The 16,881-nt window shown below is 35.1% G+C and carries 14 protein-coding genes; 8 read left to right on the top strand and 6 right to left on the bottom strand.

All coding sequences use genetic code 11. The features are described from left to right. Nucleotides 1-19: 19 nt before the first annotated feature. Nucleotides 20-1,252 (bottom strand): DUF4374 domain-containing protein, encoded by a 1,233-nt coding sequence (locus JOD96_RS08735; RefSeq protein ID WP_209563888.1) that lies wholly within the window; start codon nucleotides 1,250-1,252, stop codon nucleotides 20-22. A gap of 27 nt (nucleotides 1,253-1,279) precedes the next feature. After that, entirely contained in the window at nucleotides 1,280-3,664 is a 2,385-nt protein-coding gene (locus JOD96_RS08730; protein WP_209563887.1) for a TonB-dependent receptor, read from the bottom strand. Between the two features lie 107 nt (nucleotides 3,665-3,771). Here JOD96_RS08730 and JOD96_RS08725 point away from each other — a divergent pair, with 107 nt between their 5' ends. The 6 genes from JOD96_RS08725 (at nucleotide 3,772) to JOD96_RS08700 (ending at nucleotide 9,077) form a co-directional block, all read left to right on the top strand. Next, nucleotides 3,772-4,803 carry an AraC family transcriptional regulator gene (locus JOD96_RS08725; RefSeq protein ID WP_209563886.1) on the top strand — a complete coding sequence of 344 codons (1,032 nt, stop codon included), beginning with the start codon at nucleotides 3,772-3,774 and terminating at the stop codon, nucleotides 4,801-4,803. A 127-nt stretch (nucleotides 4,804-4,930) separates the two neighbouring features. Next, nucleotides 4,931-5,245, top strand: coding sequence for a hypothetical protein (locus JOD96_RS08720; protein WP_209563885.1), 315 nt, complete (start codon nucleotides 4,931-4,933; stop codon nucleotides 5,243-5,245). Nucleotides 5,246-5,471: 226 nt separating this feature from the next. Continuing rightward, on the top strand, nucleotides 5,472-6,035 hold the full coding sequence (locus tag JOD96_RS08715; protein ID WP_209563884.1) for a 2'-5' RNA ligase family protein: 564 nt from the start codon (nucleotides 5,472-5,474) through the stop codon (nucleotides 6,033-6,035). A 201-nt stretch (nucleotides 6,036-6,236) separates the two neighbouring features. After that, nucleotides 6,237-7,160, top strand: coding sequence for a helix-turn-helix domain-containing protein (locus tag JOD96_RS08710; RefSeq protein WP_209563883.1), 924 nt, complete (start codon nucleotides 6,237-6,239; stop codon nucleotides 7,158-7,160). A 328-nt stretch (nucleotides 7,161-7,488) separates the two neighbouring features. Continuing rightward, entirely contained in the window at nucleotides 7,489-8,214 is a 726-nt protein-coding gene (locus tag JOD96_RS08705; RefSeq protein WP_209563882.1) for an SDR family oxidoreductase, read from the top strand. Between the two features lie 98 nt (nucleotides 8,215-8,312). Beyond that, nucleotides 8,313-9,077, top strand: a complete 765-nt coding sequence (locus tag JOD96_RS08700; protein WP_209563881.1) for an SDR family oxidoreductase — start codon at nucleotides 8,313-8,315, stop codon at nucleotides 9,075-9,077. Between the two features lie 88 nt (nucleotides 9,078-9,165). On the opposite strand, the gene JOD96_RS08695 is transcribed toward JOD96_RS08700, so the two are convergent. From JOD96_RS08695 to JOD96_RS08680, 4 genes are all read right to left on the bottom strand, one after another. Continuing rightward, nucleotides 9,166-9,621, bottom strand: coding sequence for a hypothetical protein (locus JOD96_RS08695; RefSeq protein ID WP_209563880.1), 456 nt, complete (start codon nucleotides 9,619-9,621; stop codon nucleotides 9,166-9,168). Between the two features lie 61 nt (nucleotides 9,622-9,682). Then, nucleotides 9,683-10,156, bottom strand: a complete 474-nt coding sequence (locus JOD96_RS08690) for a PepSY-like domain-containing protein (RefSeq protein ID WP_209563879.1) — start codon at nucleotides 10,154-10,156, stop codon at nucleotides 9,683-9,685. Nucleotides 10,157-10,249: 93 nt separating this feature from the next. Next, nucleotides 10,250-10,951 carry a LytR/AlgR family response regulator transcription factor gene (locus JOD96_RS08685; protein ID WP_209563878.1) on the bottom strand — a complete coding sequence of 234 codons (702 nt, stop codon included), beginning with the start codon at nucleotides 10,949-10,951 and terminating at the stop codon, nucleotides 10,250-10,252. Further along, nucleotides 10,948-11,988 carry a sensor histidine kinase gene (locus JOD96_RS08680; RefSeq protein ID WP_209563877.1) on the bottom strand — a complete coding sequence of 347 codons (1,041 nt, stop codon included), beginning with the start codon at nucleotides 11,986-11,988 and terminating at the stop codon, nucleotides 10,948-10,950. Before JOD96_RS08680 ends, JOD96_RS08685 begins: the two co-directional genes overlap by 4 nt. A 164-nt stretch (nucleotides 11,989-12,152) precedes the next feature. Between JOD96_RS08680 and JOD96_RS08675 the strand changes: the two genes are divergently transcribed. Beyond that, nucleotides 12,153-13,538, top strand: coding sequence for a TolC family protein (locus JOD96_RS08675; protein WP_209563876.1), 1,386 nt, complete (start codon nucleotides 12,153-12,155; stop codon nucleotides 13,536-13,538). A 12-nt stretch (nucleotides 13,539-13,550) separates the two neighbouring features. Further along, nucleotides 13,551-16,847: an efflux RND transporter permease subunit gene (locus tag JOD96_RS08670; RefSeq protein WP_209563875.1), complete on the top strand. Its 3,297-nt coding sequence runs from the start codon at nucleotides 13,551-13,553 to the stop codon at nucleotides 16,845-16,847. Nucleotides 16,848-16,881 lie beyond the last annotated feature (34 nt).

The following is a 16,881-nucleotide window of genomic DNA, read 5'->3' as shown; positions in this document are numbered from 1 at the left end:
ACGGTTCAAAAAAACAATTTTAGTATTTTAACTTAGCGATAGCAGTAATCTGACCGCCTTCTACTTTCATACCTCTTACAGCCACTCCTGTAGATCCGTTGATTGAGTAGATCCAGTTTCCGTCAGGAGTATTGATTCCGATAACAGAAGAATTACCATCTTCAGTTGTGATATTGTAACGTGTAGTTGCAAAAGTGATCGTTTCAGGTACATTTGTTACCCATTTAAAAGTCTGGTTGTATACATCTGCAACAGCCAATTTAGCAGCTCCGTTGTTTTTACCAGCATTTCCGAACATTACCAGTAAAACTTTTCCGTTTGAAATATAGCTTGAAGAAGAGATTTTGTATCCTCCTGATTTTTCTTCTACATCAAAGAAATAAGACTGGTCAAATTCTGTAGTTCCTTTTTTGATTTTTACAACTGCAGAATGTTTTTTAGACACCAAAACATTATTGCTTGTAGCAATTGCGCCAGAGAATCCGTAAGCATCTCCATTTTCGTCCTGAATTAATCCATTTGTAAAATACGCTCCTAAATAACTTGTACGGTTATCTTTGATTACTTTCTCTAATTTAAGTTCAGGATAATTATAAACCGCAACCCATGTACTATCCGGATTTACAGTTCCGAAGTTATCAACTCCGTCTCCTTTGATGCTCATGTATGGCATAAAAACTTTATCACCAACCTGAGTTGCCCATGTAAAGAAAGCTCTTTCTCCATTTCCGGCTAATTTCTTAGTATCTTGTTGCGCCTGACCTGTTATAAGTGACTTTTCTGCATCAATTTTGAACATCATAGCAATAGAAGCATCACCGCTTCTTGGTACTTTAACGGTTAAAATATCTTTATTTACAGCTGCAAAAACGTGAACAGTTTCTGCCTGAAAATTTGATTTTTTAACTAATTTACCTTCAGCATTTAAATTATAGGTTGTTACAGCTCCAGGGTTTCCTTGCCCGTAAAGTAAACTGAAAAAATTGTTTTGAGCTGTAATATAATAACGATATGTCCCATCCTGCTCCACTCCGTTTCCATTTGTAGATATTGTCCCTGTCGAGATATCATCGGCAGTTAATAAATAATCTGCAACTCCAGATGCACCAGTTGTGGCTGTAATGATATATTTTGTTTTTCCTGTATCAACTCCGCCTGTGTTATCTCCGGGTTTATTGTCATCACTACTGCAGGAAAATGCAGTAAAAGCTATTAAAGCTGAGAATAAAGCTAGTGTGCTATTCTTTTTCATGTTATTATGGTTTGAATTATTAAATTATTATTTCGATTTTGTGAAAAAATATCTGAATTTTATATAAAAAGCCCTGCTTGGCTTTTGCAGTGAAAAGTTATCGTAAAGCTTGTTATCCAATACATTTTTGCACTCCACTCCTATGTTATATTTACCATCAGCAAAAGTGTAAACAGCATTTAATTCGTGGTTAAACTGGTCGGGAATATCAAATTTATCTGCTCCACGGCTTGGCCAGTATAAATAGTAAGCATGTACATACAGAAGATTATATCCTACAGACAGATTATTTCCTTTTTTGAATACATCATAGAAAAATACAGTAGCATCGGTATTCCCAAAAAAGAATGGAATGTTTGGCATTCTGTCCTTATAATAATCAGATACATAATTTTGCTCAGGCTCATATTTGGTCATGTTTCTTAAATTCTGGTACGTCATATTTACACCTGCCGTAAACCTGTTTCTGTAAGAATATCGAATCTCTCCATCTACTCCGTAATTGTTAACACTGTCCTGGTTAAGCGTTAAGGTTTTATTCTGATTATTATTGAATGTCGTACGAATAAAATCATTTGAGTTACGATACATGAAATTGACATCAAATGTTAAGGCATTGACTTTATTAAAGCTGGTCTGATAACTTACACCTGCATTAAGATTATTACTGCTTTCTGGTTTTAAAGCAGTGTTTCCTTCAATATTATCATTTGGGCTTCCAAAAATTTCATCGGGAGTAGGAAGTCTGTAGGTCTTTTCAAAAGATGCTTTTATCTGGAGGTTTTGTCTCAAATAATAGCTGGTAGCGGCCCCATAGCCAAGATTGGTTCGGTTATCATTATATTCCTGATACGCGATATCGCCGGCATTTCCTGATGGATTATAACTTTGAGTATATTTGGTTTTCAAAAAATACTCTTTCAAAAATAACGAGGTCGTCCACTTTTCATTATAATCAAATTTATAGCCTAGTCCCAACACATTTCTTTGACTCTTTCTTGGCTGCTGATAAAGTAAGGATGTCGGAACTAATTCATCACTTTGCTTACGATTAAATGTATTAAAAGTATTATTCAGCATAAAAGAATGTCGTTCTCCAAGACTATACGTTATGTTCGCAGTTGCTATACCGCTATTGTTGCGTATTTTAAGTAAAGAGCGTCCGCCTTCACCACCCAATCCTTCTCTTTGGATATAGTCGCCCAGCCAGTTGTACACTCTGTTTACAGTGTCAATAGTCTGTTCCTCTCCCAAATTGATATTTCCTGAAACATTTATATTCAGACCTTTTGTAAAAAAATCTTTAACCTGATATTTTAAAGTAGGCATCAATACATTTCCCCTTCTGTATCTGGTACCAAATGGAGTTATCATTCTCGCCCCAGTCTGGATATCTGCTTTATTTTCTCCTGCTGTAAAACCAAATAATAATTTGTCAGCATATTTTTTTCCGGTAACTCCAATGTTTAGAATTACAGTTTCATTTTTGTATTTGTCATGAAATCTTCTTACCCGTGCCGATGGATAATATTCACCTGTAACTAAATCAGCTGTTTCTACATTAACCCAGTAATCATTATCAGAATAATTCTGGATAGCGTTAATTTCTGTTGTAAAACCACTTTTTGCTGTATAACCGGCATTAATATTAGTTCTGTGGGTATTAAAAGAACCAAATGAGTAGGACGCATCAAGATAAGTTCTGGGTTTACTGTTCGTTACAATATTTACAGCACCTCCCAGCGCATCACCTCCCAGCCAAACCGGAACAACTCCCTTGTAAACTTCAACACGTTCGGCAAGATTGATGGGAATATTATTCATTTGAAAAGAAGAGCCAAAGTTGTCCATAGGAACACCGTCAATAAAAACTTTTATCTGATTTCCGGAAAAACCATTGATCGAAAGATCTGATCTTGAACCTACTCCTCCTGCTTCACGAACCCGCACTCCTGAAACTCTGTCTAGTGCATGTGCTAAATCAAGGGTGGAATTGTGGAGTTTTTTTGCATCTATTGCTGTTACATTATAAGCTTGTTTGTTTACCTTATCTGTAGCAGAACGGCCCAAAACGGTAACACTTTCTAACTCGTTTAATTCGTTTTCTAACTGAACTGAAAAATCTATATCATTTTCTAAAACCTGAATATTTTTTTTAAGGTCAGAAAAACCAACTGCGGTAATTTTTAAGTTGTATTTCCCCGGCTTAACATTTTTAAAAATAAACTTTCCATTTTCATCAGAAATTAAACTTAAGTCAGTTTTTTCTATAATAATTGTAGCAAAAGGAATGCTTTGTCCTGATTTTTCAGAAACTTGCCCAGATACCGTAAAACCTTGATTTTGCTGTGAAAATGACAAGAAGGAAAAGAAGAAAAATGAAATAAAAAATAAAAATTTATGAGTTGACATATCTTTAATTAGACTAATTATAAATAACTTTGGCGCAAAAGTACCTTCATCTTCATCAAAAATGATAGGGAAAAACGGATTATTATTTTGTAAAAACGGATTAAATTTTGAAGATCACATCGAAACTTTTAGCGCGCAAAGAATTAATTATTAATATTGAAACTAGTAATCAATACGACCCAAAAAGCCTTTTAAAAGAAGAAAACATTGAAATAAAAAATGAAGGAATTGAGGAAATAAAAAGTCATCATTTAATATGTGACGGAATGGTTCTGCTTGATACTCAGCTATATTTTTTTACTCCGCAAACAATCGAATTTGAAATCGATGAAGAATCTGTTGTTATGAACTTTATAAGTTCAAATAATGTAGAAACGCATATCGAGGAATTAGAATCTGAAAAATTTTCTAAAGAGAACACACACAATATTTTTTACACTTCGCATTTTAATGCCACTTTTAAAATTCCTGCGTTTGAGAAAATCAACTATTTGTCCATCATTTTATCCAAAGAATTTTATTCTGCAATTATCAACGAAGACTGGAAGATTCATGAGAAATTCTCAAAAAATATATTATTTAAAAAATCCAGTTATTTAACATCCAAATACCTTCCGTTTACTCCTTCAATACAATGGATTATATCCGAAATAAAAAACTGTACCCGTCAGGGAGCCTTAAAAAAGATGTATATCGAAGCCAAAATCAAAGAACTTCTGATCCATCAGCTCGAAACACTAATTAATAATTCTCAGCAAAAAGAAACTATCATACCAGATGATTATGCCAAACTACAGGAAGCCAAACAAATAATAGAAAATGATTGCGCAAATGCACCAACATTAACAGAGCTTTCGCGTATCATTTCATTAAATGAATTTAAACTCAAGAAAGGTTTTAAAGCTTGTTTTGGCACTACGGTAAAAAGCTATATCATCAAACTACGAATGGAAAGGGCAAAAGAATTGTTTCAAAACAAAGCAATTACAGTAAGTGAAGTCGCTTATAAATGTGGTTATAAAGATGTTTCGCACTTTTCGGCAGCTTTTAAGTCTTTTTATGGATTTTCTCCACAAAAATTTAAAATGAACTGGGATATTATTCAGTTCTGGATTACCGGTATTTTATTGTTAGGATAAATCATAAGTTCTCACAAAAGCTGATGATCTTATTCAGAGAAATAAAATTCAAAAAATTATCTTTCTTGTCCTAGATTAAGTTGAACCTACGATTTAACAAATACATTTGCAATTTAAATTACTGATTATGAAAATACTTGAATTCTTAATACTCGGAAAAAATGAAGCAATTCTGCCCATTTTACTTAGACTTGTAAATGCTAATGAAAACTGGAATGCGGTAGCCTTTAATGATGAAAAATTAGCTCAGGATTATTTTCTAAAAAACAAAATTGATATGGTTTTACTGAGTTCCGGAATTGAAGACCATATCGAAAAAGATTTTACCCACTTTTGTTTAAAACATCAGCCGGAAACAGAAGTAATTGAACATTTTGGTGGAGGCAGCGGATTATTACAATCTGAAATTTATCACCGGTTACATCTAAAAGGAAAAATTTAGGTAGCGGGATTTTTCTTTTTTTTACATAATCCTTCATCGTTTTTGAAAAAGCAGGAAAAGATTATTTTATGAGCTTTGAAAGTGCAGTTTAAATTTAGAATTTAAAGAATCCTAGATTCTATCCATTTTTAGGGATGGATTTTAATCCGTCCAACGCAAAGATTATTTTTATTCTGCAATTACAGTTCATTTAAATTTTAAATTTGTGTAACCCAAAACGGTACAAATGGAAAAGAAATATTCTGTTGCTATTTATCCTTCGCAGGATGTTATTGATGCTGTCAAAACAATGAAGGATTATTTAAAAAGCAAAATAAATTGGTATAACAGCTGTAATTCTGTTGCTCATATTACAATTTGCGAGTTTACGATTTCAGAATCTGAGATAGACAAATACAAACAAAAGCTATTTAAAATCTGCGACACCTTCACTCCTTTTCAGGTCTATTTAGAGCATTTCGGAGCTTATGAAAATAGTGGCGCTTTTTTTATTTCTCCTAATGAAATTTCAAAGGATAAACTAAAACCTATTCTAAAAAAAACTCAGGAAACGCTTAAACCTTTGACCCTGAAAAAAAGTGACGATCCCCATTTGTCTATAGCCCGACGATTAACTCCAGAGAACCTTAAAATCGCATCACAGCTTTTTACTACAATCGATATTCATTTTTTGTGCTGCGAAATTGTTTTACGGGAATTAGATCCAATCAAAAAACAGTTTTTTGTAATTGATACTTTTTCTTTTGGAAGCAACCCTCAACCCGAATTAATTCAGGGAAGTTTGTTTTAAACACGACACAATCTTGTCATCCTGACGAACGAAGGACCACACAAGGAATTCCGTTCCTGGAATCGCCACGCTTTATCGAGTTACGGGTGTGATCCTTCCTTCGTCAGGATGACAAAAATGCGAAACTGAAACTTGAAACCTGAAACTTAAAAAAAAAACAATCTTTTATTTTTGTATATTTGAATTTTACAATTCGCGCATATGAAATCTCTCGATTCGTTTTATCAGGATATTACCGAAGGTTCAGACGTTGAACCAAATTCTTTATTACCCAATGGCATTAAAAAAGAAATTGGTCATTTTAATGTTTTTGATATTAAAGAACTTCTCGAAAGAATGCAGGGCAAATCTTTTATGCCTTATGACAGAAGGGCTTACTACAAGATAAGTTTAATTAGAGGTAAAAACAGATCTGAATATGCCGATAAAATAATCGAAATCGAAAAGCAGGGACTTTTATTTGCAACGCCAAAAATTCCGTACAATTATATACCGCAGGACACCAATCAATCAGGGCAGTTTTGTGTTTTTACCAGCGAGTTTTTATCCAAAACCAAAAGTGGAATTGATCTGGATGAACTCCCTATTTTTGCTTCAGACGGTTATCCTGTTTTTCAATTATCAGATGAAGAAGTTTTGGAAGTAGAATTGATATTCAATAAAATACAAAAAGAAATCAACTCTGATTACATTTATAAATATGATCTTATTCGTAATTATGTAGCAGAGTTAATTCACTTTGGGCAAAAATTGCAGCCTATAACCGCACTTTATTCCAAACACAATTCGGCTGCACGGGTTTCATCTTTATTTGCAGAATTATTAGAAAGACAATTCCCGATAGAATCTCCGCATCAGCGGCTGGCACTAAGAACTGCAAAGGATTTTGCAGACAGGTTAGCTGTTCATGTCAATCATTTGAATAAGGTTTTAAAAGAAAATACCGGAAAAACAACAACCGAATTAATTAGCAGCCGATTGACAAACGAAGCAAAAATTCTCTTAAAGCAAACGGATTGGAATGTCTCTGAAATTGCTTATGCCTTAGGTTTTGAAGAATTGGCGCATTTTTCTAACTTTTTCAAGAAACAAACTTCTTTAACGCCTTTGGCTTTTAGAAGTTAGATTATTTTAAATTTTAGATTGTAGATTTTAGATTGTAGATTTTAGATTGTAGATTTTGGATTTTAGATTATTACAAAGCTTGTCATCCTGAGCGAAGTCGAAGGATCGCATGCTGACTCCATGCAGTGTGTATTACTGTACGTGTCCTTCGACTTCGCTCAGGATGACATGAATGAGAATTGGAATTTGGAATTTGGAATTTTTGAAATTAGAATTTCTTCCTAATTAAATTCCTGATTTGAATTTCGCAAATATCGATTTGATATTTACAACCCTCCATCTCTGCTTCACTCCTACCTTTGTCTTATCAATTTAAAAGATAGAAAAGATGAATTTATCAAACAACAAAATTTTAATAACCGGTGGCGCAAGCGGCATCGGACTTGGGCTTACGCAACGATTTATCGAAGAGAACAATACGGTGATTATTTGCGGAAGAAGAGAATCTGTCTTAAATGATGTTAAGGCACAATTTCCATCTGTAATTACAAAAATTTGTGATTTAACAGTTGAAGCCGAGCGTATTGCCCTGTATGAATGGGTTAAAGAAAATCACAGCGATTTAAATGTCTTAATTAATAATGCAGGAATTCAGAAATGGGTTTCGGTTTCGGATGCCGGTTTTTATGAAAGTATGAAATCTGAAATCAATACCAATATTGAAGCTCCATTACATCTGACTTCACTTTTTATAGAGTTAAAATCGCTTACAACGGTAATGAATGTAACGTCAGGACTGGCATTTTCGCCTTTTGCAAAGATTCCGGTTTATTCTGCTACAAAAGCATTTTTTCGTTCGTTTACCCTATCGCTTCGTCATTTATTAAAAGAAAAAAATATTGAAGTGATCGAGATTATTCCACCGGCATTGAATACAGATTTGGGTGGAGTTGGTTTGCACGACGCACATCCAAGTGTAGCTGATTTTATTGTTGCCATTTTTGAGCAATTAAAAGAAGGCAGAAACGAACTTACATTTGGAACCAGCGAAACAAGATTAAACGCAAGTGTACCGGAATTAAAAGCACATTTTGAAGCATTACATTCTAATTAATTAAAAATTATTTTCTCACCAGATTTAGCCGATAACGCAGATTTTTAATTCTTAATTTTTAATTAGTTCACATAATTAACATTCAAAACCAATATAAAATGGCAATAAATACAAAAATAGCTCTGATTACAGGAGGAAGCAGAGGTTTAGGAAAAAATATGGCAATTGCAATTGCAAAAAAAGGACTTGACGTAATTATTACGTACAACAGTAAAAAAGAAGAAGCCGATGCTGTTGTAAAAGAAATTGAAAGTTTGGGCCAAAAAGCAGCTTCACTACAGTTAAACGTTGCTGATTCAGGCACTTTTGATTCTTTTTTTGAAGAAGTAAAAACAGCTTTGAAAGAGACTTTTAAAACAGATAAATTCGATTTCCTTATCAATAATGCCGGAATCGGAATTTACAATTCGTTTATTGGAACAACAGAAGCAGAATTTGATCAATTGAATAATATCCAGTTCAAAGGTCCGTTTTTTATTACTCAAAAAGCATTGGACGTAATGAATGATGGCGGTGGAATCATCAATATCTCAACCGGTCTGGCCCGATTTTCTTCTCCTGGTTATGCTGCTTATGCTTCTATGAAAGGTGCTATCGAGACGTTGACAAAATATCAGGCCAAAGAATTGGGCCAAAGACAAATAAAAGTCAATGTAGTGGCTCCGGGTGCAATTGAAACTGATTTTGGCGGCGGTGTGGTTCGTGATAACGAGCAGTTAAACCAAACCCTTTCTTCTATCACAGCATTGGGAAGGGTTGGTCTTCCTGACGATATTGGCGGCGTTGTAGCCTTTTTATGTACTGAAGATGCACGCTGGATAAACGCACAAAGAATTGAAGTTTCTGGTGGAATGAATTTGTAAATCGCCGGAAGAATTAAAAACAACAAAACCCGATAAGCATTACACTTATCGGGTTTGAAGTTTCAAAAATATTGAATTAGTAAAGCATTTATTGTATCTGAATTCTTTTGTAAAATTCACCTTTTTGATCAAAAATTATATTATAAAATTTCGAGCTTTTTATGGCACCTGCCTCATAGCTTTTTGCATTTAAGCCATTTACAACAGCAAAAAATGATTTGCATGACTTCACACCATAATTTGCCTTAAGGTACAGCTGCGCTTTTTGTGGCAGACTATTAAATAGTATTTGGCTTTTATAAGCTTTAAATTTGCCGTTTTTGTCATATCTGGCATACGCTGTTTTATTTGCTGTTTCATTAAATTTTGCCTCAAAAATAACATCGTCCCCTTTACTGCTATATTCTATATTCCATATAGGTTTCTTATTGGGATAGCGATTTTCAAAAGCTATTCTTATATTTTCAGGCGGTACTAAAATTGCGTTTTGTCCTATTAGAAAAGTACTGCAAGTAAAAAAAATCAATAAGTAAAAATTTTTCATGTTTTAGTTTTTTATTAAACATTAAAATTAAACATATTGTAGTTTTTTTCCTATATATTTTTTAATTTTTTTCTATTATGACATCAAAGCCTCCATTTTTATCAAAAACAACATCGTAAAACCTGGCTTGTTTTTCTACACCGACTTCGTAAGTAGTCTTATTTTTATAATCAACCACAACTGCTATTTCACGAATGGCACTGGCCGGATAATTTTTCTTTAGATAAGTCTGGGCTTTTTGCGGAAGCTGACTTAATGAAATTTGTGTTTCCAAAGCTTTTAAAACTCCAAGGTTATCATAAACTGCGAGCGCTTTAGCGTTATTATCAGCATTAAACTTAGCTTCATACCTGATTTCATCATTATCATCTCCTACATATTCTTCTGACCAGACAGGAATTTTATTTGGATATTCTTTTTCAAAAGCAAACTTTACCTTTTCGGGCGGCGTTACAACTTTCTTCATATTTGTCCCTTCCTGAGCAATCAAAAAACTGCTGAATAAAAAAGTAAAAACAACCAATACATTTTTCATGATTCCAATTATTAATTAACAATCTTTAAAATAACGTATTAAAATTACTACTTAAAAATGAAGACAAGATTAAATCTTATAAAAATAATTATACTACAAATCAAACTTTTTTAGCCTCTCAAGCAGTTCCCTTCTATACGTAATACCAATTGGCAGTTTTTCTTTTTTTATCACGACAAAATCTTTCTCAGTTTCCTCAATTTTATCAAGTGCCACGATATACGATTTATGAATTCGGATAAAGTTCTGCGGAAGGCATTTCTCAAATTCAGTAGTGGTAATGGAAGCCAGATAAGTCCTTTTTATGGTGTACAATTTTACGTAATTACCAAAACTCTGGGCGTACAAAAGCTGGTCTAACGCTATGTCTACAAAATATCCGTCTACTTTTACGCGTACAGAATTGACCACTTCTTCGTCTTTATGCACTGTATTTTCAGTAGAAAAAAAGCGATCGATAGCCTTTAGGAATCTTGGAAAATAAATCGGTTTTAAAAGATAATCAATTACTCCATAATCATAACTTTCAAGGGCAAATTCTGAATAAGCCGTTGTGAGTATCGTTTTTGGATGCACCTGAAGAATTTTTAGAAGTTCCATTCCCGAAATTTCCGGCATATTGATATCCAAAAACATCAGATCTACTTTATTTTCACGGAGATAATCCATTGCTTCTATTCCGTTATAAGCTTGAAAAACAAGTTCCAGATTTGGATTCTGCTTGATGTAATTGGCCAGAACGTAATGCGCTGCGGGCTCATCATCTACAATAATACATTTTTTGGATTCTTTCATTCTACAATCTTTTTCAGCTGCAATTTCAAATCTACAATATAGGTGTTTTTATCTTCCTGAATATTCAGTTTATAGTCTTTACCGTAAATGAGATTCAAACGTTCGATTGTATTTTGCAGGCCAATTTTAGTAGAAACTACATCTGTTTTTTTATTCGGAATTGAATTTACAACATGCAGGTGCAATAGGCCGTTTTCGACTGTTACAATGATACGTACAAAACATTTTTCGATGGCACAAGTCCCGTGTTTAAAAGCATTTTCTATAAAAGCAATCAAAAGCATCGGAGAAACTTTATAGGCATTTTCGTTGTCGATTTTACAATCGTAAGTAATATCACATCGGTATCCTACCCTTTCTTTTTCGAGCTGAACATAACTGTTTATAAACTCTAATTCATCCTCGAGAGTCACACATTTTTTGTTATTACTTTCGAGCTGATAACGCATTAACTGCGAAACTTTCATAATCAAATCGGGAGTTCTGTCCGGAAATTCTAAGCTGATGCCGTAAAGTGTATTAAAAGTATTGAATAAAAAATGCGGGTTCAATTGTCCTTTTAAGGAATTGAGCTGCATTTCGTTAAACAATAGCGTTTCGTTTGTTTGTTTTCGGTGAATTCTGTAGAACTTAAAAACAATAATCGGGCTCAAAATACAAACCAAAGTTCCCAATACACTGGCCAGTTGATACACATAACTTCTTTGATGTGAGTTTTGATACAGCCTGCAATTGCTAAACATATCCAGCATTGTAATTTTATATAAAACAACTGAAAAAACAAAGACACCAAAAAGAGTCAAAAGAATATACGTAAAAGGTTTTTTGGTCTTAAAAAGTATTGGCAACAGAAAAAAACGGTTAAACTGAGCGTGCATATATAATACGCAATAGAAAAACACACCCATCAATATAGAAGTAAAGGAGCTAAACAGCATCCAGTCGTTCTTAAGGGTATAAATCGTAAAGGAAAAGGCAACAACGGCAACCTCCTGCCACCACTTGTTATCCAATATATTATCAAATTTTCTGCTCATTCTTACTGCTTAAATAGTTTACAAAGTACGAACAAAAATTTAATTTTTATTTCTAATAAATGACCAATTGAATTGGTCATTTATTAGTGGCTTACATCATTTAAGATGGCAAAAATCAGGAGAAGTAAAATAGTTTTGCGCTATAATTTCACACTTTGAGTTTTATGTATTTCAAAAAAATTACTTTATTATTTTTCTTGATTTTTGCCGCTCTTGGTTATTCACAAACTCTGTCTTTAAAAGAAGCTATAAAAACAGGTCTTGAAAACTACGGTTCGATCAAAGCAAAAAACAACTACAGCAGCGCTTCCCGCGAAACGCTCAAACAATCCCGCCGTGATTATTTACCTAATTTAAATTTGTCTGCACAACAGGATTACGGAACTGTAAACGGACAAAATGGGCCTTTGTATGGTTTTGGAGGCCTTGGTGTTGCTTCATCAGGATTACCGCTTCCGCAGCAAAACTGGAACTCTGCTTTTGGAGCCCTGTATTTAGTCAACATGAACTGGGATTTTTTCACCTTCGGAAAAGCAAAAGAACGAATCAACCTGGCAAAAGTTGACGTTAAGGCCAAAGAAAATGAATTAAAACAGGAAATGTTTCAGCAGGAAATTAAAATTTCTGCCGCTTACCTTAATTTGCTGGCCAGCCAAAGATTACTGATTTCCCAGCAAAAGAATTTAAACCGTGCGGAGGTTTTTAAAAGAACAGCCGTTGTTCGCGTTAAAAACGGATTATTGGCAGGCGTGGATTCTACTTTGGCTACAGCCGAAGTTTCCAAAGCAAAAATTGCTTTAAATCTGGCGAAGAATTTCGTAAAAGAACAAAACAATAAACTTGTTGATTTGATGGGGGTTGCGCCTCAGGATTTTGTAACAGATACTTTATTTGTAACCAATATTCCGAAAGCACTTTTATTGGAAGAGAAAACAAGTGATAGCCTTCACCCATTACTGCAATTGTATAAAACCAGAATTGATTACAGCAATCAGCAGGTTACATTATACAAGCGTTTTTACTACCCAACAATGACGGCTTTTGGTGTTTTACAAACCAGGGCATCAGGATTTGATTCGGCGTACGCAGCAGACCAGACGGCTTTTACGAGAAATTACTGGGATGGTGTAAATCCGGACCGTACGAATTATTTAATAGGAGTTGGAATTACCTGGAATTTGACAACACCTTTCAGAATGAGTAAACAAGTAAGTGCACAAAAATATGTATCACAGGCCTTACAGGAAGAATACAATCAGGCCGACAGGGAATTAAAATCGCAATTGAATTTTGCCGAAGATAAGATAAGAATCACATTAGAGAATTATGCCGAAGCGCCAATTCAGGTAAATGCAGCCCAGAAAGCTTACTTGCAAAAATCGACTTTATACAAAAACGGTTTGACTGATTTAACTGATTTAACCCAAATTATGTACACTTTAAACCGTTCCGAAATCGATCGTGATATTGTAAACAACAATGTGTGGCAGTCGTTTTTATTAAAAGTTGCAGCAACAGGCAATTTTGACTTATTTATAAATGAATTTTAATTATAGAGCCTAATGAATTTAATACGTTTTGCACTCCGCAAACCCATCTCCATATTAGTAATGGTTGCTGGTTTATTTTTCTTCGGAATTGGTGCCATCAAAGACATTAAGGTAGATATTCTTCCAAAGATGAATTTGCCGGTTATTTACATCGCGCATCCTTTTGGAGGTTATACTCCAGACCAGATGGAAGCTTATTTTGCTAAAACTTACGTCAACATTTTACCCTTTGCAAATGGTGTAAAATCGGTTGAAACCAAAAATATTCAGGGGTTAATGATCATGAAATTAACCTATTATGAAAACACAAATATGGCTCAGGCTGCAGCCGAATTAAGTTCGCTTTCGAACAGGATCCAGGCGGCATTTCCTCCGGGAACCCAGCCTCCTTTTATCATTCGTTTTGATGCTTCGTCATTGCCAATTGGTCAATTGGTTTTGAGCAGTAAAATCAGATCAAATAATGAATTGCAGGATTTGGCCAACGTTTATGTTCGTGCTTCGTTTACTTCGATTCCGGGTTTACTTTCTCCGGCACCTTTCGGCGGAAGCCCAAGAACGATTGAGGTAAACGTTGATCCTGATTTGCTGCGTTCGCACAATATGACACCGGATCAAATCGTAGAAGCGATTCGCATCAACAACCAAACAGCTCCTTCCGGAAACGTGAGAATGGGAGATATTAACTATATCACGCCAACAAACAATACGATCAAAGAAGTTAAGGATTTTGAACAGATTCCGTTATTCAAAGGCGGTGTCCAGAACTTAAAATTAGGTGATGTTGCCAGTGTAAAAGATGGTGCCGATATCACAGCAGGTTATGCATTGGTAAACGGAAAACGCTCGGTTTATATCAGTATAGCAAAAGCAGGTGACGCTTCTACCTGGGATGTGGTACAGAAATTAAAAGCAGAATTGCCTAAAATTCAGAGTACTCTTCCGGAAGACGTTAAATTATCTTATGAATTTGACCAGTCGGTTTATGTAATCAATTCGGTAAAAAGTTTGATTACTGAGGGAATCATCGGAGCAGTTTTGACCGGATTGATGGTATTGCTTTTCCTTGGAGACAGACGTGCCGCATTAATCGTAATCATGACAATTCCGATTTCGATTATTTCAGGGGTTTTATTTTTAAAACTATTCGGACAGACCATCAACTTAATGTCTTTGAGCGGACTAGCTTTGGCAATTGGAATTTTGGTGGATGAAAGTACGGTAACCATCGAAAACATTCACCAGCATCTCGACATGGGAAAACCAAAAGCACTCGCAATCTGGGATGCCTGTCAGGAAATTGCATTGCCAAAATTATTGATCCTTCTTTGTATCCTGGCGGTATTTGCTCCGGCATTTACTATGGTCGGAATTCCGGGAGCATTATTCCTTCCGTTAGCATTGGCAATCGGATTTTCTATGGTTATTTCGTTTTTACTTTCTCAGACTTTTGTTCCCGTTATGGCCAACTGGATGATGAAAGCGCACCCAAAACATGCGCACGAACCAAACATTACAGATGATGAAGCCGAGTTTAATCAATGCGGATTAACACCTGAATCTGAGAAAGATCTGATTTCTCAGAAAAAAGTAATGGTCGAAAGAGAAGACACAAACAATAACGGTAAAATTGGCGCTTTTGAGCGATTCAAAATTCGATTTATGAGAACGTTAGATCGTTTGTTTGTTCATAAAAAAGTGACCAGTATCGTTTATCTGATATCTGCAGTTGTTCTTGCTGTTATTTTCATTTCTTTTATCGGAAAAGATGTTTTTCCAAAAGTAAACTCAAGCCAGTTTCAGTTAAGAATTCGTGCTGTTGACGGAACACGATTAGAACGTACCGAAGAACAAGCTGTTATAGTACTGAAGGAATTAGAAAAAATGGTCGGAAAAGAACATATCGGAATTTCGTCTGTGTATGTAGGACAGCACCCTTCCCTGTTCTCAATCAACCCGATTTATTTGTTTATGGCTGGTTCTCACGAAGCCGTTTTTCAGGTAAGTTTAAAAGAGTACCATGTTGATATGGATGACTTTAAAGATGATTTTAGAGCAAGGCTGAAAAAAGTGCTTCCGAATACTAAAATTTCTTTTGAGCCAATCGAATTAACAGATAAAGTTTTAAGTCAGGGATCGCCAACTCCAATCGAGGTTAGGATTGCAGGAAAAGACAAAAAACGAAATGAATTGTATGCGAATCAGATTGTAGAAAAACTAAAAACGATTTCTTATTTCAGAGACGTACAAATCGGGCAGCCTATTCATTATCCGGCAATGAACATTGATATTGACAGAACCCGCGCAGCAGAATTGGGAGTTGACATGAACGATATTTCAAGATCACTTATTGCTTCTACTTCATCATCCCGATATACAGAAAAAAATACCTGGGTAGACGAAAGAGCAGGATTGTCTTACAACGTTCAGGTTCAGGTTCCTTTGAATAAAATGAAAAGTAAAACCGATATTGGAGAAATTCCGGTATTAAAGAATTCGCTTCGTCCCGTATTAAGTGACGTAGCAAAAATTACACCCGCTTATGTAAGTGGTGAAAATGATAATTTAGGGGCTATGCCATACATTACCGTTACAGCCAACATCAGCCAGACCGATTTAGGAACGGCAGTAAAAGATGTAGATGCGACAATTAATTCCTTAGGCGAATTGCCACGTGGTTTGTTTATTACGCCAATTGGATTAAGTAAAGTACTGAGCGAAACATTAAGCAGTTTACAAGTCGGATTATTGGTTGCCATTTTTGTAATCTTCTTAATGTTGGCCGCTAATTTTCAATCATTCAAAGTTTCTTTGGTTATCCTGACCACGGTTCCTGCGGTAGTTTTGGGAGCATTATTAATGCTGACGATTACAGGTTCAACACTTAACCTGCAATCGTATATGGGAATCATCATGTCGGTCGGAGTTTCGATTGCCAACGCCGTTCTTTTGGTCACGAACGCAGAACAGCTCCGAAAAATAAACGGAAACGCATTAGAATCGGCTCGTGAAGCTGCAGCATTGCGTCTGCGCCCGATTATCATGACTTCTGTGGCGATGATTGCGGGAATGCTGCCAATGGCAATTGGTCATGGCGAAGGCGGCGATCAGGTTTCTCCGTTAGGAAGAGCCGTAATCGGAGGATTATTATTCTCGACTTTTGCAGTATTGCTTATCTTGCCTCAGATTTTTGCCTGGGCACAAGAAAAAACATCGACACAATCTGTTTCTTTAGATCCGGAAGACGAAGAAAGTATCCATTATATCTCATCATTAAAATCAGGAAATGAAATCGCCACTAAAAAATGATTTGTTGCAAACAAATACCAAACAAATAAGGCGA

Source organism: Flavobacterium sp. 1355, from assembly GCF_017833415.1.
Classification (GTDB): domain Bacteria; phylum Bacteroidota; class Bacteroidia; order Flavobacteriales; family Flavobacteriaceae; genus Flavobacterium.
The sequence above is the reverse complement of the archived record's forward strand: the minus strand, read 5'-3'. Positions and strand labels throughout refer to the sequence as shown.

Coding starts and splice junctions, on each gene's coding strand:
- JOD96_RS08735 (WP_209563888.1), bottom strand. CDS start 1,252: ATGAAAAAGAATAGCACACTAGCTTTATTCTCAGCTTTAATAGCTTTT.
- JOD96_RS08730 (WP_209563887.1), bottom strand. CDS start 3,664: ATGTCAACTCATAAATTTTTATTTTTTATTTCATTTTTCTTCTTTTCC.
- JOD96_RS08720 (WP_209563885.1), top strand. CDS start 4,931: ATGAAAATACTTGAATTCTTAATACTCGGAAAAAATGAAGCAATTCTG.
- JOD96_RS08715 (WP_209563884.1), top strand. CDS start 5,472: ATGGAAAAGAAATATTCTGTTGCTATTTATCCTTCGCAGGATGTTATT.
- JOD96_RS08710 (WP_209563883.1), top strand. CDS start 6,237: ATGAAATCTCTCGATTCGTTTTATCAGGATATTACCGAAGGTTCAGAC.
- JOD96_RS08705 (WP_209563882.1), top strand. CDS start 7,489: ATGAATTTATCAAACAACAAAATTTTAATAACCGGTGGCGCAAGCGGC.
- JOD96_RS08700 (WP_209563881.1), top strand. CDS start 8,313: ATGGCAATAAATACAAAAATAGCTCTGATTACAGGAGGAAGCAGAGGT.
- JOD96_RS08695 (WP_209563880.1), bottom strand. CDS start 9,621: ATGAAAAATTTTTACTTATTGATTTTTTTTACTTGCAGTACTTTTCTA.
- JOD96_RS08690 (WP_209563879.1), bottom strand. CDS start 10,156: ATGAAAAATGTATTGGTTGTTTTTACTTTTTTATTCAGCAGTTTTTTG.
- JOD96_RS08685 (WP_209563878.1), bottom strand. CDS start 10,951: ATGAAAGAATCCAAAAAATGTATTATTGTAGATGATGAGCCCGCAGCG.
- JOD96_RS08680 (WP_209563877.1), bottom strand. CDS start 11,988: ATGAGCAGAAAATTTGATAATATATTGGATAACAAGTGGTGGCAGGAG.
- JOD96_RS08675 (WP_209563876.1), top strand. CDS start 12,153: ATGTATTTCAAAAAAATTACTTTATTATTTTTCTTGATTTTTGCCGCT.
- JOD96_RS08670 (WP_209563875.1), top strand. CDS start 13,551: ATGAATTTAATACGTTTTGCACTCCGCAAACCCATCTCCATATTAGTA.